This window comes from Citrobacter sp. CK198 (genome assembly GCF_030333295.1).
In the GTDB taxonomy this organism is placed as follows: domain Bacteria; phylum Pseudomonadota; class Gammaproteobacteria; order Enterobacterales; family Enterobacteriaceae; genus Citrobacter_B; species Citrobacter_B koseri.
On the sequence record NZ_JAOWGE010000028.1, the window covers coordinates 406,100 to 427,441 of the forward strand.

Sequence of the window (21,342 nt, forward strand, 5' to 3'; positions counted from 1 at the left end):
TCCCCTCGCGGCGCGGACATCCGCGCCGCAATGACGTTATGGAGATTCGAGTGTTCAAGGATTCACTCTCTTCCCTCAGTGTATTGACGGGGCTTTCACTCTTGCTGATCGCACTGGTGCTGTTCGGCGCCAGCCAGGGGGCGCTGAACATCAGCTTCAGCGCGCTGTTTAACCAAGAGTACCGGGATATCTGGCTGAACATCCGTTTGCCCCGCGTTCTGTTGGCCGTGCTGGTTGGCGGCGCGCTGGCGACGGCGGGCGTGATCATGCAGGGACTGTTTCGCAACCCGATGGCCGATCCGGGGTTGCTCGGCGTCAGCAGCGGCTCTGCGTTAATGGTCGGCGTCGCGATCGTTTTCCCTCTTTCGTTGCCCGTCGTTCTGGCTCTCTATGAACAGATGATCTTTGCCGTCGCCGGCAGCGTGGTGGTCTGCGCGGTTATTTTTCTGATCAGCCTGCGCCACGCTCACGGCGGCATGATGCAACTGCTGCTGGCCGGGATTGCGATTAATGCGCTGTGCGGGGCGGCTATCGGCATACTGAGCTATGTTGGCGACGAACAGCAATTACGTCAGTTGACGCTATGGATGATGGGCAGCCTCGGTCAGGCGCAGTGGCCGACGCTACTGGTGGCCAGTTCGTTCGCACTGCCCGCCATCGCCGCCACCGCCTGTCTTTCCGGGACGCTGAACCTGCTGCAATTAGGGGATGAAGAGGCGCACTATCTGGGGGTAAACGTAAAGCGTAAACGTCAGCAGCTGTTGTTGCTCAGCTCCCTGCTGGTGGGCGCTGCCGTTTCGGTAAGCGGCGTGATTGGCTTTATCGGTCTGGTGGTTCCCCATTTAATTCGCATGATCATCGGCGCAGACCATCGCTGGCTCATTCCCTGCTCTACACTTGCAGGGGCATGTTTGCTCCTGGTTGCCGACACGCTGGCACGCACGCTGGTACAGCCTGCGGAGATGCCGGTCGGCCTTCTGACCAGCCTGATTGGCGGCCCCTGGTTCCTGTGGCTCATTCTGAACAGCCGGAGGGTGGTATGATTGATGCCCAAAATCTGGTTTACAGCATTCATGGACGCCGTTTAACGGACAATGTTTCGCTGACTCTGCCTGGTGGTGAAATCGTCGCTATTTTAGGGCCGAATGGCGCCGGGAAATCCACGCTGCTGCGCCAGCTTACCGGGTATCTGAAACCCGACTCTGGTCGCTGTACGCTTCTGGGCAAGCCGCTGACCGAATGGCCGCTGACGGAACTGGCGAAGACCCGCGCGGTAATGCGCCAGAACAGCCACATGGCGTTCCCGTTCAGCGTTCGGGAAGTCATTCGCATGGGCAGGCATCCTCATCGGACGCATAATCCACGCGATGAAACCGAGCACATCATGGCGTTGTGCGATTGCAGCCAGCTGGCCTCGCGTGATTACCGGCAGTTGTCGGGCGGCGAACAGCAGCGGGTACAGCTGGCGCGCCTGCTGGTTCAGCTCTGGGAACCCGAGCCCTCGCCCAAATGGCTGTTTCTGGATGAACCCACCTCCGCGCTGGATATTCACCACCAGCAGCATCTTTTCCGTCTGCTGCGCCAACTGGTGCGTGAACGGCAGTTCAACGTCTGCTGCGTGCTGCACGATCTCAATCTTGCCGCACGCTATGCCGACCGGGTGGTGCTGATGGCAAACGGCCGCCTTATTGATAACGGCAGGCCGCAGGAGGTGCTGAAACAACAGGCGCTGAAAACGCTTTACGGCGCGGATATCACGGTTTTAAACGAACCGGGAAATCACACTCCGTTCATCGTTCTGGATCACTGACTTAGCGGGAGCGTCAGCCGTGGCGCTCCCGTTTTTACAGAAATGTTTCCCTGCTTAATAAAACTCGCTTGACCTTCCCCTTGATGGAAGGTTTACCCTTTATCACAGTCAGTTAATCCTGTCATAAAGGAGTGTGTTATGTCTCAAACTATCGACCTGACCCTGGACGGTCTGTCCTGTGGTCACTGCGTCAAACGCGTGAAAGAAAGTCTTGAACAACGTCCTGACGTTGAACAGGCGGACGTCACGGTAACCGAAGCGCACGTTACCGGCAGCGCCAGCGCCGAAGCGCTTATTGAAACCATTAAACAAGCCGGTTACGGCGCGGAGTTAAGCCACCCAAAGGCTAAACCGCTGGCGGAGTCATCAATCCCGTCGGAAGCACTGACAGCGGTTCCCCCTGAGCTTCCGGCAGCGACGGCCGATGATGATGAAAGCCAACAGCTGCTGTTAAGCGGCATGAGCTGCGCCAGCTGTGTTTCCCGGGTGCAAAACGCGCTGCAAAGCGTACCGGGCGTCACACAGGCACGGGTAAACCTGGCGGAACGCACTGCGCTGGTAATGGGCAGCGCGTCCGCCGCAGATTTAGTGCAGGCGGTAGAGAAAGCAGGCTACGGCGCAGAAGCGATCGAAGATGACGTTAAACGCCGCGAACGCCAGCAGGAAACCGCACTCGCTACCATGAAACGCTTCCGCTGGCAGGCGATTGTCGCGCTGCTGGTCGGCGTGCCGGTGATGGTCTGGGGGATGCTCGGCGACAACATGATGGTCACCGCCGATAACCGCAGCCTGTGGCTGGCAATCGGCCTGGCGACCCTTGCCGTGATGGTTTTTGCGGGCGGACACTTCTACCGCAGCGCATGGAAAAGCCTGATGAACGGCACCGCCACGATGGATACGCTGGTGGCGCTCGGCACCGGGGTGGCCTGGCTGTACTCGATGAGCGTCAACCTGTGGCCGCAGTGGTTCCCGATGGAAGCGCGCCATCTCTATTATGAAGCCAGTGCGATGATCATCGGTCTGATCAACCTCGGACACATGCTGGAAGCCCGCGCGCGTCAGCGCTCTTCTAAAGCGCTGGAAAAATTGCTCGACTTAACTCCGCCGACGGCGCGCGTGGTCACTGATGACGGTGAAAAAAGCGTACCTCTGGCGGATGTACAGCCGGGCATGTTGCTGCGTCTGACCACCGGCGACCGTGTGCCGGTAGACGGTGAAATCACTCAGGGTGAAGCCTGGCTGGATGAAGCGATGCTCACTGGCGAACCCATCCCGCAGCAGAAAGGCGAAGGCGACAGCGTTCACGCCGGAACCGTGGTGCAGGACGGCAGCGTGCTGTTTCGCGCAAGCGCAGTCGGCAGCCATACCACTCTGTCGCGCATTATTCGCATGGTACGCCAGGCACAGAGCAGCAAACCGGAAATCGGCCAGCTTGCCGATAAAATCTCCTCGGTGTTCGTGCCAGTCGTGGTGGTGATTGCCCTGGTGAGCGCAGGTATCTGGTATATCTTTGGGCCAGCGCCGCAAATTGTTTACACGCTGGTGATCGCCACCACCGTCCTGATTATCGCCTGTCCGTGTGCGCTGGGTCTGGCGACACCGATGTCGATTATCTCGGGCGTGGGGCGAGCCGCTGAATTTGGCGTCCTGGTACGCGACGCCGACGCGCTGCAACGCGCCAGCACGCTGGACACCGTGATATTTGATAAAACCGGTACGCTGACGGAAGGTAAACCGCAGGTCGTCGCCATCAGGACATTTGGCAATACCGATGAGGCGAGCGCCTTACGTCTGGCGGCCGCGCTGGAACAAGGCTCCAGCCACCCGCTGGCGCACGCTATCCTGGAAAAAGCCGCCGACGCCACCCTGCCTCAGGTGAATAACTTTCGGACGTTACGTGGCTTAGGCGTTAGCGGCGAAGCGGACGGGCATACGTTGCTGTTAGGCAATCAGGCGCTGCTGAATGAACAACAGGTTGTCACGACCGCAATGGACGCTGAAATTTCAGCACAGGCTTCTCAGGGGGCAACGCCCGTATTGCTGGCGATTGACGGAAAAGCCGCGGCGCTGCTGGCGATCCGCGATCCGCTGCGCAGCGACAGCGTCGCAGCGCTTCAGCGCCTGCACCGCGCCGGGTATCGTCTGGTGATGTTAACCGGGGATAACCCGACCACCGCCAACGCCATTGCCAAAGAAGCCGGGATTGATGAGGTGATCGCGGGCGTGCTGCCGGACGGTAAAGCCGATGCGATTAAGCGTCTGCAAAGTCAGGGACGTCAGGTCGCAATGGTCGGCGATGGCATCAACGACGCACCGGCGCTGGCGCAGGCGGATGTCGGCATCGCAATGGGCGGCGGCAGCGACGTGGCGATTGAAACTGCGGCGATAACCCTGATGCGCCATAGCCTGATGGGCGTAGCTGACGCGCTGGCCATCTCACGGGCGACCCTGCGAAACATGAAGCAGAACCTGCTCGGCGCGTTTATCTATAACAGCATCGGCATCCCCGTTGCCGCCGGGATTCTGTGGCCGTTCACCGGCACGCTGCTTAACCCGGTTGTGGCAGGCGCGGCAATGGCGCTTTCCTCAATTACCGTGGTGAGCAACGCCAACCGGTTGTTGCGCTTTAAACCAAAAGAATAAGGCGCCTGCGCTAACGCTTATCCGGCCTACGCAGCACTCTCATCGTAGGCCGGATAAGATGCTTTTGCGTCGCCATCCGGCATTTCACGCATTGCACCTTCCAGAGCCACACGCTAGCATGGTTTTCCACTAAGGGAGGGCGTATGGATCTGTTATACCGGGTAAAAGCGTTATGGGCTGCACTGCGCGGCAACCATTATACCTGGCCTGCCATCGACATCATGTTACCCGGCGATCGCTGTTTTCATCTTGTGGGCAGTATTCACATGGGAACGCGCGATATGGCCCCCCTTCCGGCAAAACTGCTTAAAAAGCTCAGGCAGGCGGACGCGCTAATTGTTGAAGCCGATGTTTCAGGCAACGATTCGCCTTTTACCGACCTGCCTGCCTTTGCCGACCTGGATGAGCGAATTAGCGACGAGTTACGTCAGCGCCTGCATAAAATCACCCATGAACTGGGCATTTCCCCTTCTCTCTTTTCGACCCAGCCGTTATGGCAAATCGCCATGATATTGCAGGCGACTCAGGCGCAACAACTGGGGCTGCGACCGGAATACGGTATTGATTACCAGTTGCTGAAAACGGCAAAACAGGCGCAAAAACCGATCATCGAACTGGAAGGCGCTTCCAGCCAGATCGATCTGCTGTGCCAGCTCCCTGATAACGGACTGGCGCTACTGGATGATACCCTGACGCACTGGCATACCAACGCCAGACTGCTGCAACAGATGATGAGCTGGTGGCTGAAATCGCCCCCGCAGAATAATGCTATTTCGTTGCCGAATACCTTCAGTCAGTCGCTGTATGATGTGCTGATGCATCAGCGAAATGTCGCCTGGCGGGAGCGTCTGCATGCCATGCCGCCAGGGCGGTACGTCGTGGCGGTCGGCGCGCTTCATCTTTACGGGGAAGGCAATTTGCCTGCGCTAATGCGTTAAAAAAATGGCCAATATTTCTATTGGCCCGTCAAAGAGGAATTTCATCGTTATTATTATGCCAGGACGTAGCGCCCTGGTTATGTCGATTGTCGCTCAAAGTCACCATCCTGCCAATACTATTGCGCAAGATGGTACTATTTTTTAGACCACCATCAGGCGTATGCTTTAAGGGTATTTTGTCTGGGCCAGGAATAATTGCTATGACACCCGCCGTAAAATTACTCGAAAAAAACAACATTACTTTTCAGATCCACGCCTACGATCACGATCCGTCAGAAACCAATTTTGGCGATGAAGTGGTGCGCAAATTAGGCCTGAATCCTGATCAGGTTTACAAGACGCTGCTGGTTGCCGTAAACGGCGATATGAAGCACCTGGCGGTCGCGGTAACGCCCGTTGCCGGACAGCTGGATTTGAAAAAAGTAGCGAAAGCGCTGGGGGCTAAAAAGGTCGATATGGCCGATCCGATGGTCGCCCAACGGACGACAGGTTATCTGGTCGGCGGCATCAGCCCGCTGGGGCAGAAAAAACGGCTGCCGACGCTGATTGACGCGCCGGCCCAAACGTTTGCCACCATTTATGTTTCCGGCGGCAAACGCGGGCTGGACATCGAGCTGGCGGCGGGCGATTTAGCCAAAATTCTGGATGCGAAATTCGCCGATATCGCTCGCCGGGATTAAGCGATTTTAGAATGATAGCCTGATGGCGCTACGCTTATCAGGCCTACAAACCGCATTGACCCGTACCGGCACTACGCCTTATTACTGCCAGCTGACTTCGCCCTTCGGCTCATACGCGCTGGCATCCAGCGGTGAGTTCTTCTGCACGTACTCTTTCAGCACTTCCGCATCAATAAACCCGGTATTCACGTATCCCGGTTTATTATCAATTTGCGGATACCCGTCGCCGCCCGTCGCATTGAAGCTCAGCGTCGCCATCCGGTAGGTTTTCGCCGGATCAACAGGCTCGTCTTTAATTTTCAGGTCATTAAGTTTGCCGTCTTTCGCCACAAAACTGACGTTCGCAAACTGCGGATACGCCCCGGAATCCGGCTTCATCTGCGCGACGGCGGTCAGGTAATCAATTACTTCTTTACCGCTCATGTCAACATAGACCACAACGTTGCCAAACGGCTGCACCTTGAGCACGCTTTTATAGGTAATGTTGCCGCCTTCAATCGAGTCGCGAATCCCCCCGCCGCTCATCACGCCGAAATCGGCGCTGGTGCGCGCGATTTGCGCGGCCAGAATCAGATGGCCCATATTAGTCTGCACAAAGCGAACTTTGTTGCGATCCCCTTCAAGACGACCATTGACGCTGCCAATCTTCACGTCCAGTTGCGCTTTACCTTTGTTCTGGAATGGCGTCAGAAGCGAGAGCATTTGCTGATTTTCTGAAATTTCCGGGGTGTAAAGTACGCGCTCACTTTTCCCGTTATCCCAGGTGACTTTCTTCTTCAGGTTTACCGGAATGAGCTGATAGTTGACCATTTTCATCTCGCCGTTACGGAACTCAAAGTCCGCGCGGCCAACGTATTTCCCCCACTCATGCGCCTGCACAATCCAGATGCCGTTCTGCTTATCCGGCGCGCAAGGCGTACCCGGCACATAATCAACCTGCTTTTTGTTTTCAGACGCCATGCACACCGGGTCCTGTGAGTGACCACCCACAATCATCGCCAGCGAGCCTTTTGGCAGACTACGCGCCATTTCAACATCGCCCGGCGCGTTCGAACCGTGATCGCCGTTGTCATAGTGCCCCATGTGGGTAGTGGCGATAATGATGTCCGGCTTTTCATTCACTTGCAGTTCCTGAATCACCACCTTCGCCTCTTCGGCCGGTTTACGGAACTCGATATCGGTGAAGAATTCCGGGTTACCGATCTTCGCGGTGTCGTCCGTCGTCAATCCGAGGACGGCGATTTTCAGATCCTGGCGTTTAAAAATAGCCCAGGGCTTGAACAGGCGTTCTCCGGTACTCTTTTGGTAGATATTGGCGGAGAGGAAGGGGAATTTGGCCCACTTTTCCTGCTGACGCAGCACGCTGAGCGGATTATCAAACTCATGATTACCGACGGCCATCGCATCGTAGCCAATCAGGTTCATACCACGAAAGTCAGGTTCCGCGTCCTGCAGGTCGGATTCCGGTACGCCAGTGTTAATGTCGCCGCCGGAAAGCAGCAGCACGCTGCCGCCTTCAGCCGCAACCTCTTTGCGAATGCCGTCCACCAGCGTTTTTTGCGCCGATAAACCGTACTCGCCGTATTCGCTGCGCCAGAAATGGCCGTGGTGATCGTTAGTATGCAGAATGGTGATTTTATAGGTTTTATCTTTTTCATAAGCCTGAACAGGCTGGCTTGCCAGCGTAAACGCGGCAAACAATGCCAGCGCCACACCCCGTTTCAAAAATTTCATGCTTCTCTCCCTGACTCAATATCAACCGCTGAAATTACAATGATCTGAAATAATAGTCGAAAATGTTTTCAGAATTGAGACTTCCTTCAAACACCGTCCACAGGTATGTTAGTCGAGTAATAATTACAAATTCGATTATCCCCAACATCGCAAACAAAACAGAAGTGACATTCTATGGCAATGAGTGAACCAACCCAGCCGTTAGCGGGCGCCTCTGCTGCGGCGACTAAAGCACGCACCTCGTTTGGCATCTTAGGCGCGATCAGCCTGTCTCATTTGTTGAACGATATGATCCAGTCGCTAATTTTAGCGATTTACCCGCTGCTGCAATCAGAGTTTTCCCTGACCTTTATGCAGATAGGGATGATTACCCTGACCTTCCAGCTCGCCTCCTCCCTGCTCCAGCCGGTCGTCGGATACTGGACGGATAAATATCCCATGCCGTGGTCGCTCCCCATTGGGATGTGCTTTACGCTGAGCGGTCTGGTACTGCTGGCGCTGGCGGGCAGTTTTGGCGCCGTGCTGCTGGCGGCGGCGCTGGTCGGCACCGGTTCTTCGGTATTTCATCCAGAATCTTCCCGCGTGGCGCGTATGGCCTCCGGCGGGCGCCACGGGCTGGCGCAATCCATCTTCCAGGTTGGCGGCAACTTCGGCAGCTCGCTGGGGCCGCTACTGGCTGCTGTCATCATCGCGCCATATGGCAAAGGTAATGTGGCCTGGTTTGTATTGGCCGCGTTGCTGGCCATTATTGTGCTGGCGCAGATCAGCCGCTGGTATGCCGCGCAACACCGGATAAGTAAAGGAAAACCGAAGGCGACCATCGTCAATCCGCTGCCGCGCAATAAAGTGATACTTGCCGTCAGCGTGCTGTTAGTCCTGATTTTCTCCAAATACTTCTATATGGCGAGCATCAGCAGCTATTACACCTTTTATCTGATGCAAAAATTCGGATTATCGGTACAAAACGCACAGTTTCATCTGTTTGCCTTCCTGTTTGCCGTTGCGGCTGGAACGGTAATCGGCGGGCCTCTGGGTGATAAAATAGGCCGAAAATATGTTATTTGGGGCTCAATTCTGGGTGTAGCGCCGTTTACTCTCGTTTTACCCTATGCAACCCTGCACTGGACGGGGATTTTAACCGTGATAATTGGTTTTATCCTCGCATCGGCCTTTTCTGCCATCCTGGTGTATGCGCAGGAACTGCTTCCGGGGCGTATCGGTATGGTTTCTGGGCTCTTTTTCGGTTTCGCGTTCGGTATGGGAGGCCTTGGCGCTGCGGTATTAGGCCTGCTCGCCGACCACACCAGTATTGATTTGGTCTACAAAATATGTGCTTTCCTGCCACTTCTGGGGATACTGACCATATTCTTGCCTGACAACCGACATAAAGCCTGATTTTCCTGCGGCCAAAGGTAAACTTTGGTCGCACCCTCTTCCAGTCACCGTAAGCCTTTAGCTCACAGACACCCCGCCAGTTTTCCAATCCGTGCCTTTTTTATTCTAAATTCCACTTTTCATCAAATTTCAACAATTATTCATAAACATAAACATCGAAATTGTCATAAACTATTACCTGGAATTTTGGTTTCTCTGGCGCCATCGTTTGTGAGGCTGTGCGAGCGATGACGCCAGGGCGACCAAAAATGGATCAACATAACGACCAAAGGAGACGGAATGCATCACGCCACCCCGCTTATTACCACCATTGTTGGCGGCCTCGTGCTCGCTTTTATACTCGGCATGCTTGCCAATAAACTGCGTATTTCTCCTCTGGTGGGATATCTGTTAGCGGGCGTTCTTGCGGGGCCATTTACTCCGGGTTTTGTCGCGGATACCAAACTTGCGCCTGAACTGGCGGAGCTTGGCGTAATCCTGCTGATGTTCGGCGTCGGGTTGCACTTTTCATTGAAGGATCTGATGGCGGTAAAGGCCATCGCCATTCCCGGCGCGATCGCCCAGATAGCCGTGGCGACGTTGCTGGGTATGGCGCTTTCAGCGGTGTTGGGTTGGTCGCTCATGACCGGTATCGTCTTCGGGTTATGTCTTTCAACCGCCAGTACCGTGGTGCTGCTGCGCGCGCTTGAAGAGAGACAGCTCATTGACAGTCAGCGCGGGCAAATCGCCATCGGCTGGCTGATTGTGGAAGATCTGGTGATGGTTCTGACGCTGGTTCTTCTGCCCGCCGTGGCGGGAATGCTGGAAAAAGGCGATGTCGGCTTCGCGTCGCTGGCAGTTGATATGGGCATCACCATCGGTAAAGTGGTGGCGTTTATCGCCATTATGATGCTGGTTGGGCGCCGTCTGGTGCCGTGGATTATGGCGCGCAGCGCCGCTACCGGCTCCCGTGAACTGTTTACCCTTTCCGTGCTGGCGCTGGCGCTGGGCATCGCCTTTGGCGCCGTCGAGCTGTTCGATGTCTCCTTTGCGCTGGGTGCTTTCTTTGCCGGGATGGTGTTAAACGAATCAGAATTGAGCCACCGCGCCGCGCACGATACGCTGCCGCTTCGCGACGCCTTTGCGGTCCTGTTCTTTGTCTCCGTCGGGATGCTGTTTGACCCGTTAATCCTGATTCAACAGCCGATGGCAGTACTGGCTACGCTGGCCATTATTATCTTTGGTAAATCGGTTGCCGCTTTCTTCCTGGTTCGCCTGTTCGGGCACTCGCCGCGCACCGCACTGACCATCGCCGCCAGCCTGGCGCAGATTGGTGAATTTGCCTTTATTCTGGCAGGTCTGGGCATGGCGTTGGATCTGCTGCCGCAGGCAGGGCAGAACCTGGTGCTGGCGGGCGCGATTCTGTCGATTATGCTCAACCCGGTGCTGTTTGCGCTGTTAGAGAAATACCTCGCCAAAACGGAAACGCTGGAAGAGCAGACGCTGGAAGAAGCGATCGAAGAAGAGAAACAGATTCCGGTGGATATCTGCAACCACGCGCTGCTGGTCGGTTTTGGCCGCGTCGGTAGCCTGCTGGGCGAAAAACTGATGGCGGCAGGCATTCCGCTGGTGGTCATTGAAACCTCACGTACCCGCGTGGATGAGCTGCGTGAACGCGGTATTCGCGCCGTACTGGGGAATGCCGCTAACGAAGAGATCATGAACCTGGCGCATCTGGACTGCGCTCGCTGGCTGTTGCTGACCATTCCAAACGGTTACGAAGCCGGTGAAATCGTGGCCTCCGCCCGCGAGAAATGCCCGCATATTGAGATTATCGCGCGCGCGCATTATGACGATGAGGTGGAATACATCACCGAGCGCGGGGCGAATCAGGTGGTAATGGGCGAGCGTGAAATTGCCCGCACCATGCTGGAGCTGCTGGAAACCCCACCCGCAGGCGAAGTGGTAACGGGTTAAACGGCGTGATGCCGGATGGCGGTGTAATCACCTTATCCGGCCTACGATTTTCTTGTAGGCCCGATAAGCGCAGCGCCATCGGGCAATAACTCAGCGATCCCAGTAAGACTCTTCGAGGCTGTCTTCCCGTTCCGGCAGACCGCGCGTCAACCGCGGGGAATGCTGGTTCAATACCTGATAACTCACACGGTTCGCATACTTACACACCTGCGCCAAAGACGAATAGGTCAGCCAGGTGAATTTATGCTTGCTGGAGTTAGGCACATTGGTGCGGTGATAATTATTGGCGGTAATATCATGTAACAGCGCCGCCAGCGCGCCGTCTCCCGCGCCATTGGTGTTCATGATTTTTTCCGGCCCGCCCATGTACGGGGCGATGTGCGAGTAGACCCGCAGCGGATGGAGACAATCTTTATGCCGCATCGCACGGCTGAACTCATACTGATTAAACTCGGCAATCGCCCCCGGCAGCAGCGGGTGCTGGGTTTTGCGTTTCGCTTCATCTTCGGTAAAGCCCGCCATATACAACCCAATCGGCCCGGCGGTACACAGCACCAGATCCACCCAGTCCAGCGCCTTATCAGACGCCAGCAGCGGATCGTTCTCGCCGGTTAACGCTTCCGCCTCTTCTTCATTCATCGCCAGAATGGAGACATGCTCTTTGAGGAACGCCTGCCACCACTGCGGATTATCGGCGATAACAAACTTCGTCCCCAGGGTCAGCACCACCGGCACATTATGCTTTTTCGCGTACTCAATGGCTTTCATGGTCGCTTCCGGCATCGGCTCGCCCGGTTTACAGCGCACCAGATAGGAGGTCAGCACCAGCGCAGATGCGCCCGCAATCACCGATTCCGGGATGCTCTCCGCCCGAAGCTGGTTCATGTGGCCGGGACTGATGGCGAAGGTACGCTCGCCGGATTCGCCAATCAGCGTAAAGCAGCGGCCAATGGGGCCATCAACCCCTTGCAGGTGGTTGAGGTCGGTACGGCTCGATGTGTTACATAAATAGCGATAGGCGTAGCTGCCAATCTCAATGTTGCTGCACATCACGCCCAGCAGAACGGAGCGATCGTCCGCCAGCACCGAGTAGTTGTGCATGGTGTTACCAATGGTGCCACCGGCAAACTGGTGGGTGATCAGGTTTTCACGCACCAGCTCCTGATACAACGCTTCTGCGACATCATCCTCAATCACCAGAGAATGCCCGGCGCTCAATCCATAACGTGTCACAAAGTCATCATCGACTTTCGCTTCAATATCCACCAGCGTCTGATCGATACCAACCACCCATGACGCGCTGGTTTCATTTTCAGCCTGAATTTGTTGCAACAGCGGGTCACGGGCATTAACGGGGAAATAGTGTTTGGATTTACGTTTACCGGGAAATTTCATGATTGTGTTTACAGGTGGATAACTGAGCGGTGCATGGTAGCACATTCCCCCCTGCCCGCGCGACGAGGCGCGGAGTTTCAATATCGGACGGTGAGATCGCAGTTTATTGGCGATCGCTTTCTACAATGGAGGCATTTCACAAGGAGCGCGTTATGAAGCCGGAAAACAAAATTCCCGTTCTCGATCTTATTTCTGCGCAGATGAGGGCCGTCATCAACGTTCATCAGGCGGAGCTGCCGCCATGGCCTGCGGATGACATTGCGGCGCAGCGCCAGCACTACACCCGCGAGCGCCGGTTCTGGAACGCCGGAGCGCCGCAGATGGCAACGCGGGCGGCGGCGGTTCCCACATCCTACGGCGAGGTCGCCACGCGTCTGTATTATCCACAGCACAACAGCAGGGCAACGCTGTTTTATCTGCATGGCGGCGGATTTATTCTCGGCAATCTGGATACCCATGACCGCATTATGCGGCTGCTGGCGAGCTATACGCGGTGTACGGTCGTCGGCATCGACTATACGCTCTCTCCCGAGTCGCGTTTCCCACAGGCGATTGAGGAGACCGTCGCGGCATGTCGGTTCTTTCATCAACATGCCGATGAATACGCGTTGAACATGGCGCAAATCGGTTTTGCCGGGGATTCCGCAGGCGCTATGCTGGCGCTCGCCAGCGCGCTGTGGCTGCGCGATAAGCAGATTGTATGCGGGAGCGTGGTCGCCACGCTGCTGTGGTATGGTCTCTACGGGTTACAGGATTCGCCCAGCCGCCGTTTATTTGGCGGAGAATGGGACGGCTTAACCCGTCAGGATCTGGAGAGGTATGAAAACGCCTATCTGCGTGACGAGCAGGATCGCGAATCCCCCTGGTATTGCCTGTTCAATAACGATCTGACCCGCAATGTGCCGCCCTGCTTTATTGCCGGTGCGGAGTTCGATCCGTTACTTGATGACAGCCGTCTGCTGCACCAGACGCTCCAGGCGCATAATCAGCCCAGTGAGTACCGGATGTACCCCGGCACGCTGCACGCCTTCCTGCACTATTCACGCATGATGAAAACCGCTGACGATGCGCTACAGGATGGCGCGCGTTTCTTTATGGCGCAGTTAAAATAGCCTCAGAGGTACGGCGCGGTCAGCTTCAGCATCATATCGATGTGTTCCGGCGCGGCATTGAGCGCCGGAATGTATTCGTATTTTTTACCGCCCGCCTCAAGGAAGATTTCCCGGTTTTGCAACGCGATCTCCTCCAGCGTTTCCAGACAATCCGCCGCAAAACCAGGACACATCACCTGAATATGCCCGATGCCTTTTTCGCCCAGCATTTTCAGCGTTTCGTCAGTATACGGCGTCAGCCACGGCTCGCGGCCAAAGCGCGACTGGAAGGTCATCATCACTTTTTCTGGCGCCAGACCAAGCGCGGAGACCAGTTCACGGGTAGTATCGCGACAGCGTTGCGGGTAGTCGTCGCCTTCGTCAGCGTAACGCTGCGGGATGCCGTGATACGAGAGCAGCAGCAAGTCCGGCTCGCCATGTTGGGCAAACGAGGCACGGGCGCTATTTGCCAGGGCGGTGATATAGCTATTGTCATCAGCGTAGTCACGAATAAACGAGACGCCTGGAATACTGCGTTTACGCGCCAGAATACGCGCCAGTTCGTCCCAGACGGCCGCCACCGTCGAACAGGAGTATTGTGGGTAGAGCGGCAGCACCACGATGTGATCGACGTGGTTCGCCAGCAGTTCATCGACCGCGCTTTCCAGCGACGGCGAACCGTAGCTCATCCCCAGCGCAACGGGCGTATCCGGGAGACGCTCTGCCAGCGCCTGCTGTTGCTCCCTGCTGTAAACCAGCAACGGCGATCCGCCTTCCTGCCAGATAGACTGGTACAGTTTTGCGACACGCGGCGCGCGCAGCGGCAAAATTACACCACGCAAAAGCGGCCACCACAGCAGGCGGGAAGTATCCACCACGCGCTCATCGCTTAAAAATTGCTTCAGATAGCGTTTAACCGCTTCAGGAGTTGGGGCATCGGGAGTGCCGAGGTTAGCCAGCAGGATACCGGTTTTCGTCTGACGCATTACCGCCTCTTATTGATTCAAATTGTTGATAATTGTAGCGGAAAAGCGAGGAAGAAGAACTAATTGCTGTGAGAGGTAAGATGAGAATTTGCCTGATGGCGCTGCGCTTATCAGGCCTACAAGAAAATCGTAGGCCGTAGGCCCGATAAGCGCAGCGCCATCGGGCAATTTACGGATTAACCGAGGATTTTTTCAAGGTCGGCACGCACATCGGCAACGGCCTGAGTACCGTCCACTTTCGCGTATTTAGTGTTACCCGCTTCCGCTTCTTTCTGGTAGTAACCAATCAGCGGCGCAGTCATCTGATGGTATTCCACCAGACGCTTACGAACGGTCTCTTCCTGATCGTCTTTACGGGTGGTCAGCTCTTCGCCGGTCACATCGTCCTTGCCTTCCACTTTCGGCGGATTGAATTTGATGTGATAAACACGGCCAGACGCCGCGTGCACGCGACGGCCCACGATGCGGTCAACGATCAGCTCGTCCGGTACGTCGAATTCGAGAACATAGTCAACCGCAATGCCCGCTTCTTTCATGGCGTCAGCCTGCGGGATTGTACGCGGGAAGCCGTCCAGCAGGAAACCGTTGCGGCAATCGTCCTGCGCGATACGCTCTTTTACCAGCGCAATCACCAGCTCATCGGTCACCAGCTTGCCGGCATCCATGATGTCTTTCGCTTGTTTACCCAGCTCGGAGCCAGATTTCACGGCGGCACGCAGCATGTCGCCAGTGGAGATTTGCACAATACCATATTTCTCCATGATGAACTGAGCCTGAGTTCCTTTACCCGCGCCCGGAGCGCCAAGCAGAATGATACGCATTACGAAAATCCCCTTAAAGGTTGTCGATATTTTTTAAAAAAGCGCTAAACGATACCACCATCACGCAATTCGCTCAAGGAAGGCGCCCTGCGCTGAAACGGTTAACGGCGGGAAAATGAAGAAAAAGAGAGGATAAAATAAAAAATGCCCGATGGCGCTGCGCTTATCGGGCCTACATAAGCAACCTGCTCGTAGGCCGGATAAGCATTAGCGCCATCCGGCATGACGCGGTGCCGATTAAGACACCAGCAACTGGTTCATACGACGGATAAACTGGTTCGGATCTTCCAGCGTACCGCGTTCGGCAAACAGCGCCTGATCCAACAGCAGCTCTACCCACTCGTTAAACTGCGCTTCGTCCTGGGTATCCGCCGTGCGTTTCACCAGTACGTGATCCGGGTTGAGTTCAAAGATGTATTTCACTTCCGGCACGGCCTGACCGGCAGCGGCAAACAGCTTCGCCATCTGGGTACTCATCTCATCAGCGTCAGTGGTGACAATGGCCGGAGTATCGGTCAGACGATGCGTCAGACGCACCTCTTTCACACGATCGCCCAGCAGGGTTTTCACGCGCTCAACGAACGGCGTCAGCGCTTTTTCCGCTTCTTTTGCGCTTTCATCGACTTCATCCGCCAGTTTTTCCAGCGATTCGTCAACTTTAGATACGGACTGGAACGCCTTACCGTCGAACTCGGTCAGGTAATTCATCATCCACTCATCAATGCGATCGGAAAGCAGCAGCACTTCGATGCCTTTCTTACGCAGCAGCTCCAGGTGCGGGCTGCTCTTCGCCGCCGCGTAGCTGTCTGCCGTGATGTAGTAGATCTTCTCCTGCCCTTCTTTCATGCGGGAGATATAATCTTCCAGAGAGACGGTTTGTGCGGAAGAGTCCGTATGCGTTGAGGCAAAGCGCATCAGTTTCGCGATGGCTTCCTGGTTGGCATGATCTTCCGCCGGGCCTTCTTTCAGCACCAGACCAAACTGTTTCCAGAAGGTCTGGTATTTTTCCGCATCGTCTTTCGCCAGTTTTTCCAGCATTTGCAGAACACGTTTGGTCAACGCGCTGCGCAAGTTGCGGGTAACGGTGCTGTCCTGAAGGATTTCGCGGGAAACGTTCAGCGGCAGATCGTTGGAATCAATCAAACCACGCACGAAGCGCAGGTAGTTCGGCATAAACTGCTCGGCGTCGTCCATGATAAAGACACGCTGTACGTACAGTTTCAGCCCATGTTTGTGATCGCGGTTCCACATATCCCACGGCGCCTGAGACGGGATGTACAGCAGGCTGGTGTACTCCTGCTTACCTTCCACGCGGTTGTGGCTCCAGGTCAGCGGGTCGGTGAAGTCGTGAGCAATGTGCTTGTAGAACTCGTTATACTCGTCGTCTTTGATTTCTGACTTGTTACGCGTCCACAGCGCCTGCGCCTTGTTGATTTTCTCCCAGGAGACGATCGTTTCACCGTCTTTTTCTTCCTGTTTTTCAATCTCTACCGACAATGCGATATGGTCGGAATATTTGCTGATGATGGAGCGTACGCGCCAGTCATCAAGGAACTCGTCTTCGCCTTCACGCAGGTGCAGGGTGATTTCCGTACCGCGATCGTCTTTAGTGATATCCGCAACGGTGTACTCACCTTCGCCCGCCGATTCCCAGAACACGCCATTTTCCGGCTTATCGCCCGCCGCGCGGGTACGCACGGTCACTTTATCCGCGACGATAAACGCAGAGTAGAAGCCGACCCCGAACTGGCCGATCAACTGGCTGTCTTTCGCCTGATCGGAACCCATTGATTCGAGGAAAGATTTAGTGCCGGATTTCGCAATGGTTCCCAGATGATCGATAACGTCATCACGGTTCATCCCCACGCCATTATCGGCGATGGTCAGCGTACGCTTATCTTTATCGAAGGAGACACGCACGCGCAGCTCGCCGTCGCCTTCATACAGATCCGGGTTCGACAGCGCGCGAAAACGCAGCTTGTCCGCCGCATCTGAGGCGTTAGAGATAAGCTCACGCAGGAAAATTTCTTTATTGGAGTACAGAGAATGGATCATCAGGTGCAGAAGCTGTTTTACTTCTGACTGAAAACCACGAGTTTCTTGTCCTTTCATTGGATAAATACCTCAACAATGCCATTTACAAGGTCAAAATGCGTTGAGGGAGAGATGGGGACGGGAAATGAGTTTTCAAGCGGGAGAACGCGAATGTTCTCCCGTTTGATTAAAAACGAATCTTATGACGCCCGGCAAGCGAGTGGGACAGCGTGGTGCCGTCGACCATTTCCAGTTCGCCGCCCACCGGTACGCCGTGGGCGATACGGCTGGCTTCAACGCCATATTGCGCACAAAGTTCGGCAATATAGTTCGCGGTAGCCTCCCCTTCGACCGTCGGGTTGGTCGCGAGGATCACTTCGCTGAGCTGTTCTGACGCCAGACGCTGCTCCAGACGATCGAGACCGATATCGTCCGGCCCGATACCATCGAGCGGCGACAGATGCCCCATCAGCACGAAGTAGCGGCCAGAGAATTGCCCGGTCTGCTCAATGGCGTAGATGTCCGCCGGACTCTCCACCACGCAGATTTGACCGTTTTCCTGACGACGCGGATTCGAACAGATATTGCACACGTCCTGCTCAGTGAAGGTGCGGCAATCGGCGCAGTGGCCGATTTCCGACATCGCCCGGGTGAGCGCTTGCGCCAGACGCATCCCGCCGCTGCGGTCACGCTGAAGCAGCGTAAACGCCATGCGCTGCGCTGACTTCGGGCCAACGCCCGGCAGACAGCGCAGTGCTTCCATAAGCTGAGTTAACAGCGGGCTGGTTTGCATCAGAACGGCATCTTAAAGCCAGGCGGCAGTTGCATACCGGAGGAGACAGACGCCATCTTCTCTTTCTGGGTCTCTTCAATGCGACGCGCCGCATCGTTGAACGCCGCAGCGACCAGATCTTCCAGCATCTCTTTGTCGTCTTCCAGCAGGCTTGGGTCGATTTCCACGCGACGGCAGTTGTGCGCACCGTTAATGGTCACTTTCACCAGACCTGCGCCAGACTCGCCGGTGACTTCCAGTTTGGCGATTTCTTCCTGCATCTGCTGCATTTTTTCTTGCATCTGCTGGGCTTGCTTCATCAGGTTGCCCAGACCGCCTTTTCCAAACATAAGCTCTCTCTCTTGATGGTTTACAATCGCAAGCCGGGCTTACGATCAAATGGGGCGAATACTCTCTTCATCCAGATCCGCGTCAAAGAATCGACGCAGCGTCTGAATGTTGTTATCCGCGATAATCGACTCACGCGCCTGCGCAAGTTTCTCTTCATAAATCGCCTGACGCCACTCCAGCGGCGTTCGCACCGCCGGATTATCATCTTCAACGATGGTCAGTTCAACCGTCGTTCCCGTCAGGGCGCTCAATGCTTCCGCCAGCTTTTGCTGCGCGCCAGTGGAGTTAAGGTGTCGCTGCGTGGAGCGCAGATGCAGGCAAATGGTATTGCCGTTCTCCTCTTTCCAGGCGTTTAACGCCACCTGTTCCACCAGCTTCGGCAGGGAGAGCTGGCTAATTTGTGCCGCCCACGGATCGCGTTCAGTCGCTTCCGCGGCCAGTTTGGTCGCCAGTTCCGGTGTTTTTTCATGCTCCAGCGCCTTTTTCAGCGCTTTCGGCGTGGCCACAACCTCTTTTACTTCCACCACCGGATTGGTCGCCTTCCAGCGGTAGGCTTCTTTCTTCGTCGGCGTCTGTTCCAGCGCAGACGGCGCCGGACGCGCCTGAACGCGTTCAGAGACAGAGGCTAATCTTTCCAGCGCAGCGTTATTTACCGGCCGCGCGCGGGAAGCGGCTGCCGGTTCACTCTTTTTTGTTTTGGTTGCTCCCTGAGCACGCTGAAGCTGGTTGCGCGCCGCCAGCACCTGGCTGGTGGCATCTGGCAACGGCACCTCCTGGCGTACCGGAGCGGACTGTTGCGAAGGCACCTGCGTCGGCGTCATCACCGCCGTTGGCGCGACCGGCGCAAAAGATTGCTGCGGTCTTTCCGGTTCCGGCAGCGGCATACGTGGGTGGAATGCCAGCGCGCGTAATAGCGTCATTTCAACGCCCATCCGTCTGTCCGGCGCGTAAGGCAACTCTTTGCGACCAATCAACAGCGTCTGGTAATAAAGCTGTATGTCCGCTGGCGGCACGGTTCGCGCCAGTTCGCGCATGCGCTGCTCAATCGCCGCCATATCGTTACCCAGCGCGGCAGGCGACAGCTGCACCATCGCAATGCGGTGCAACAGCCCCAGCATTTCGATCAGCAGCGCTTCCCACTCAATACCGCGTGCGGCGGCATCATTCACCAGCGACATCACGCGCTCGCCATTGGCGGCAACCACCGCCTCGACCAGCGAAAGCGCCTGGTCATCATCCAGCGTACCGAGCATCGTGCTCACCGCCTGGGTGGAGACCTGCCCGTCACCGCTGGCGATCGCCTGGTCGGTCAGGCTGAGCGCATCGCGCAGGCTGCCGTCCGCTGCGCGGGAGAGCAGTTGCAGCGCGCGCGGCTCATGCGCGATATGTTCTTCGTTAAGGATATGCTCAAGCTGATGGCGAATTTGTTCGACATCCAGCGCCTTGAGATGGAATTGCAGGCAGCGCGACAAAATCGTCACCGGCAGCTTCTGCGGATCGGTGGTCGCCAGCAGAAACTTAACGTGCGCGGGCGGTTCTTCGAGCGTTTTAAGCAACGCGTTGAAGCTGTGCCGCGAGAGCATATGCACTTCGTCGATCAGATAGACCTTAAAGCGGCCGCGCGCGGGTGCGTACTGGACGTTATCCAGCAGGTCGCGGGTATCTTCTACTTTGGTGCGCGACGCGGCGTCGATCTCAATCAGATCGACAAAACGCCCCTGCTCGATTTCCCGGCAGTTGTCACATACGCCGCACGGCGTGGCGGTGATGCCGGTTTCACAGTTCAGTCCCTTCGCCAGCAGACGGGCGATGGAGGTTTTACCGACGCCACGGGTACCGGAAAAAAGATATGCGTGATGAATACGCCCTAACGACAAGCCGTTCGCCAGTGCGGTCAGCACATGTTCCTGGCCGACGACGTCAGCAAAGGTTTGTGGGCGCCATTTTCGGGCTAAGACCTGATAACTCATTGGCTGGCTCTGAAACGCTGGAAGGTGGATTCATGGGGGGAATGCTAACACAACCTCGCAAATACAGCGAGGTTGTGAGGCTTTATTCGCGACGCTCACCCTTTTGAGCCGCCGCAAGCGGCGTTCAAAACGCAAATGCGTTTTGTCGAGCGCTGGCCGGAACCAGAGTGGCGAATAAGATAGCCTGAATCAGTGCCCCGGGAAGGGAACCAGGCTATAACAGGTAATCCCCTGTTTTGCCAGACGCTGCTCACCACCCAGATCGAACAGATTGATGATGAAAGCGGCATCGGTCACTTCCCCACCCAGGCGACGGATCAGCTTCACAGTCGCTTCGATTGTGCCACCGGTCGCCAGGAGATCGTCCACCACCAGCACTTTATCGCCCGGTTTGATGGCATCAACGTGGATTTCCAGCTGATCGGTGCCGTACTCCAGCTCATAGCTTTCAGCGATCGTTTCACGCGGCAATTTGCGCGGTTTACGCACCGGAACAAACCCGACGCCCAGGCCCAGCGCGACCGGCGCGCCAAACAGGAAGCCACGCGCTTCGGTGCCGACAACTTTGGTGATGCCTGCATTTTTGTATCGTTCAACCAGCAATTCAATGCTGAGCGCATAGGCTTTCGGGTCTTCCAGCAAGCTGGTGACATCACGGAAAAGAATGCCCGGTTTCGGGTAGTCGTGAATGCTTTTAATGCTATTTTTGAGAAACTCAAGCTGCTGTGCAGTCGCGGTCATGGATATATGCCTGCTATTACGGTGT

At 56.1% G+C, this 21,342-nt stretch carries 17 protein-coding genes and 1 other annotated feature; of the genes, 8 read left to right on the plus strand and 9 right to left on the minus strand.

What is annotated here, in order from left to right:
• The first annotated feature begins 50 nt into the window (after positions 1–50).
• The 5 genes from OGY62_RS08505 to ybaK all read left to right on the plus strand — a co-directional run bounded on the left by OGY62_RS08505 (position 51) and on the right by ybaK (position 6,071).
• Positions 51–1,043 carry a FecCD family ABC transporter permease gene (locus OGY62_RS08505; protein WP_049008811.1) on the plus strand — a complete coding sequence of 331 codons (993 nt, stop codon included), beginning with the start codon at positions 51–53 and terminating at the stop codon, positions 1,041–1,043.
• Positions 1,040–1,810: a heme ABC transporter ATP-binding protein gene (locus tag OGY62_RS08510; RefSeq protein ID WP_115181890.1), complete on the plus strand. Its 771-nt coding sequence runs from the start codon at positions 1,040–1,042 to the stop codon at positions 1,808–1,810. The genes OGY62_RS08505 and OGY62_RS08510 overlap by 4 nt, the downstream gene beginning before the upstream one ends.
• 138 nt (positions 1,811–1,948) lie before the next feature.
• Positions 1,949–4,453 (plus strand): copper-exporting P-type ATPase CopA, encoded by a 2,505-nt coding sequence (copA, locus tag OGY62_RS08515; protein WP_286459575.1) that lies wholly within the window; start codon positions 1,949–1,951, stop codon positions 4,451–4,453.
• Between the two features lie 143 nt (positions 4,454–4,596).
• Positions 4,597–5,391, plus strand: a complete 795-nt coding sequence (locus OGY62_RS08520; RefSeq protein ID WP_047458383.1) for a TraB/GumN family protein — start codon at positions 4,597–4,599, stop codon at positions 5,389–5,391.
• 200 nt (positions 5,392–5,591) lie between these two features.
• The gene (gene ybaK, locus OGY62_RS08525; protein WP_012133493.1) at positions 5,592–6,071 is read left to right on the plus strand and encodes a Cys-tRNA(Pro)/Cys-tRNA(Cys) deacylase YbaK; all 480 of its coding nucleotides are present in this window, start codon (positions 5,592–5,594) and stop codon (positions 6,069–6,071) included.
• A gap of 81 nt (positions 6,072–6,152) precedes the next feature.
• Here ybaK and ushA read toward each other — a convergent pair whose 3' ends face one another.
• Entirely contained in the window at positions 6,153–7,805 is a 1,653-nt protein-coding gene (gene ushA / locus OGY62_RS08530; RefSeq protein WP_110494581.1) for a bifunctional UDP-sugar hydrolase/5'-nucleotidase UshA, read from the minus strand.
• Positions 7,806–7,979: 174 nt separating this feature from the next.
• Between ushA and fsr the strand changes: the two genes are divergently transcribed.
• A complete protein-coding gene (gene fsr, locus OGY62_RS08535) occupies positions 7,980–9,200 on the plus strand; it encodes a fosmidomycin MFS transporter (protein ID WP_012133495.1) in 1,221 nt (406 codons plus the stop codon).
• A 279-nt stretch (positions 9,201–9,479) separates the two neighbouring features.
• Positions 9,480–11,156 (plus strand): YbaL family putative K(+) efflux transporter, encoded by a 1,677-nt coding sequence (ybaL, locus tag OGY62_RS08540; protein WP_012133496.1) that lies wholly within the window; start codon positions 9,480–9,482, stop codon positions 11,154–11,156.
• 90 nt (positions 11,157–11,246) lie between these two features.
• Here ybaL and gsk read toward each other — a convergent pair whose 3' ends face one another.
• Entirely contained in the window at positions 11,247–12,551 is a 1,305-nt protein-coding gene (gsk, locus tag OGY62_RS08545; RefSeq protein ID WP_012133497.1) for an inosine/guanosine kinase, read from the minus strand.
• A 152-nt stretch (positions 12,552–12,703) separates the two neighbouring features.
• Here gsk and aes point away from each other — a divergent pair, with 152 nt between their 5' ends.
• Positions 12,704–13,663: an acetyl esterase gene (gene aes, locus OGY62_RS08550; RefSeq protein WP_286459578.1), complete on the plus strand. Its 960-nt coding sequence runs from the start codon at positions 12,704–12,706 to the stop codon at positions 13,661–13,663.
• A gap of 2 nt (positions 13,664–13,665) precedes the next feature.
• On the opposite strand, the gene hemH is transcribed toward aes, so the two are convergent.
• The 7 genes from hemH to apt form a co-directional block, all read right to left on the minus strand.
• Positions 13,666–14,628: a ferrochelatase gene (hemH, locus tag OGY62_RS08555; protein WP_048902402.1), complete on the minus strand. Its 963-nt coding sequence runs from the start codon at positions 14,626–14,628 to the stop codon at positions 13,666–13,668.
• A 176-nt stretch (positions 14,629–14,804) separates the two neighbouring features.
• Positions 14,805–15,449, minus strand: coding sequence for an adenylate kinase (gene adk / locus OGY62_RS08560; RefSeq protein ID WP_012133500.1), 645 nt, complete (start codon positions 15,447–15,449; stop codon positions 14,805–14,807).
• Between the two features lie 237 nt (positions 15,450–15,686).
• A complete protein-coding gene (gene htpG, locus OGY62_RS08565) occupies positions 15,687–17,561 on the minus strand; it encodes a molecular chaperone HtpG (RefSeq protein ID WP_286459579.1) in 1,875 nt (624 codons plus the stop codon).
• A 109-nt stretch (positions 17,562–17,670) separates the two neighbouring features.
• A complete protein-coding gene (gene recR / locus OGY62_RS08570) occupies positions 17,671–18,276 on the minus strand; it encodes a recombination mediator RecR (protein WP_012133502.1) in 606 nt (201 codons plus the stop codon).
• A complete protein-coding gene (locus tag OGY62_RS08575) occupies positions 18,276–18,605 on the minus strand; it encodes a YbaB/EbfC family nucleoid-associated protein (RefSeq protein ID WP_001515903.1) in 330 nt (109 codons plus the stop codon). Before OGY62_RS08575 ends, recR begins: the two co-directional genes overlap by 1 nt.
• A 45-nt stretch (positions 18,606–18,650) precedes the next feature.
• Entirely contained in the window at positions 18,651–20,576 is a 1,926-nt protein-coding gene (dnaX, locus tag OGY62_RS08580) for a DNA polymerase III subunit gamma/tau (RefSeq protein WP_286459581.1), read from the minus strand.
• Positions 19,254–19,318, minus strand: a sequence feature (DnaX frameshifting element). It overlaps the preceding gene by 65 nt.
• A gap of 189 nt (positions 20,577–20,765) precedes the next feature.
• Positions 20,766–21,317 (minus strand): adenine phosphoribosyltransferase, encoded by a 552-nt coding sequence (gene apt / locus OGY62_RS08585; RefSeq protein WP_012133504.1) that lies wholly within the window; start codon positions 21,315–21,317, stop codon positions 20,766–20,768.
• Between the last annotated feature and the right edge of the window lie 25 nt (positions 21,318–21,342).

Bases quoted from the DNA above. Each gene is read 5' to 3' on its own strand.
- fsr (WP_012133495.1), top strand. From the start codon at position 7,980: ATGGCAATGAGTGAACCAACCCAGCCGTTAGCGGGCGCCTCTGCTGCG.
- OGY62_RS08510 (WP_115181890.1), top strand. From the start codon at position 1,040: ATGATTGATGCCCAAAATCTGGTTTACAGCATTCATGGACGCCGTTTA.
- OGY62_RS08520 (WP_047458383.1), top strand. From the start codon at position 4,597: ATGGATCTGTTATACCGGGTAAAAGCGTTATGGGCTGCACTGCGCGGC.
- recR (WP_012133502.1), bottom strand. From the start codon at position 18,276: ATGCAAACCAGCCCGCTGTTAACTCAGCTTATGGAAGCACTGCGCTGT.
- adk (WP_012133500.1), bottom strand. From the start codon at position 15,449: ATGCGTATCATTCTGCTTGGCGCTCCGGGCGCGGGTAAAGGAACTCAG.
- OGY62_RS08575 (WP_001515903.1), bottom strand. From the start codon at position 18,605: ATGTTTGGAAAAGGCGGTCTGGGCAACCTGATGAAGCAAGCCCAGCAG.
- hemH (WP_048902402.1), bottom strand. From the start codon at position 14,628: ATGCGTCAGACGAAAACCGGTATCCTGCTGGCTAACCTCGGCACTCCC.
- copA (WP_286459575.1), top strand. From the start codon at position 1,949: ATGTCTCAAACTATCGACCTGACCCTGGACGGTCTGTCCTGTGGTCAC.
- aes (WP_286459578.1), top strand. From the start codon at position 12,704: ATGAAGCCGGAAAACAAAATTCCCGTTCTCGATCTTATTTCTGCGCAG.
- gsk (WP_012133497.1), bottom strand. From the start codon at position 12,551: ATGAAATTTCCCGGTAAACGTAAATCCAAACACTATTTCCCCGTTAAT.
- htpG (WP_286459579.1), bottom strand. From the start codon at position 17,561: ATGAAAGGACAAGAAACTCGTGGTTTTCAGTCAGAAGTAAAACAGCTT.
- apt (WP_012133504.1), bottom strand. From the start codon at position 21,317: ATGACCGCGACTGCACAGCAGCTTGAGTTTCTCAAAAATAGCATTAAA.
- ybaL (WP_012133496.1), top strand. From the start codon at position 9,480: ATGCATCACGCCACCCCGCTTATTACCACCATTGTTGGCGGCCTCGTG.
- ybaK (WP_012133493.1), top strand. From the start codon at position 5,592: ATGACACCCGCCGTAAAATTACTCGAAAAAAACAACATTACTTTTCAG.
- ushA (WP_110494581.1), bottom strand. From the start codon at position 7,805: ATGAAATTTTTGAAACGGGGTGTGGCGCTGGCATTGTTTGCCGCGTTT.
- dnaX (WP_286459581.1), bottom strand. From the start codon at position 20,576: ATGAGTTATCAGGTCTTAGCCCGAAAATGGCGCCCACAAACCTTTGCT.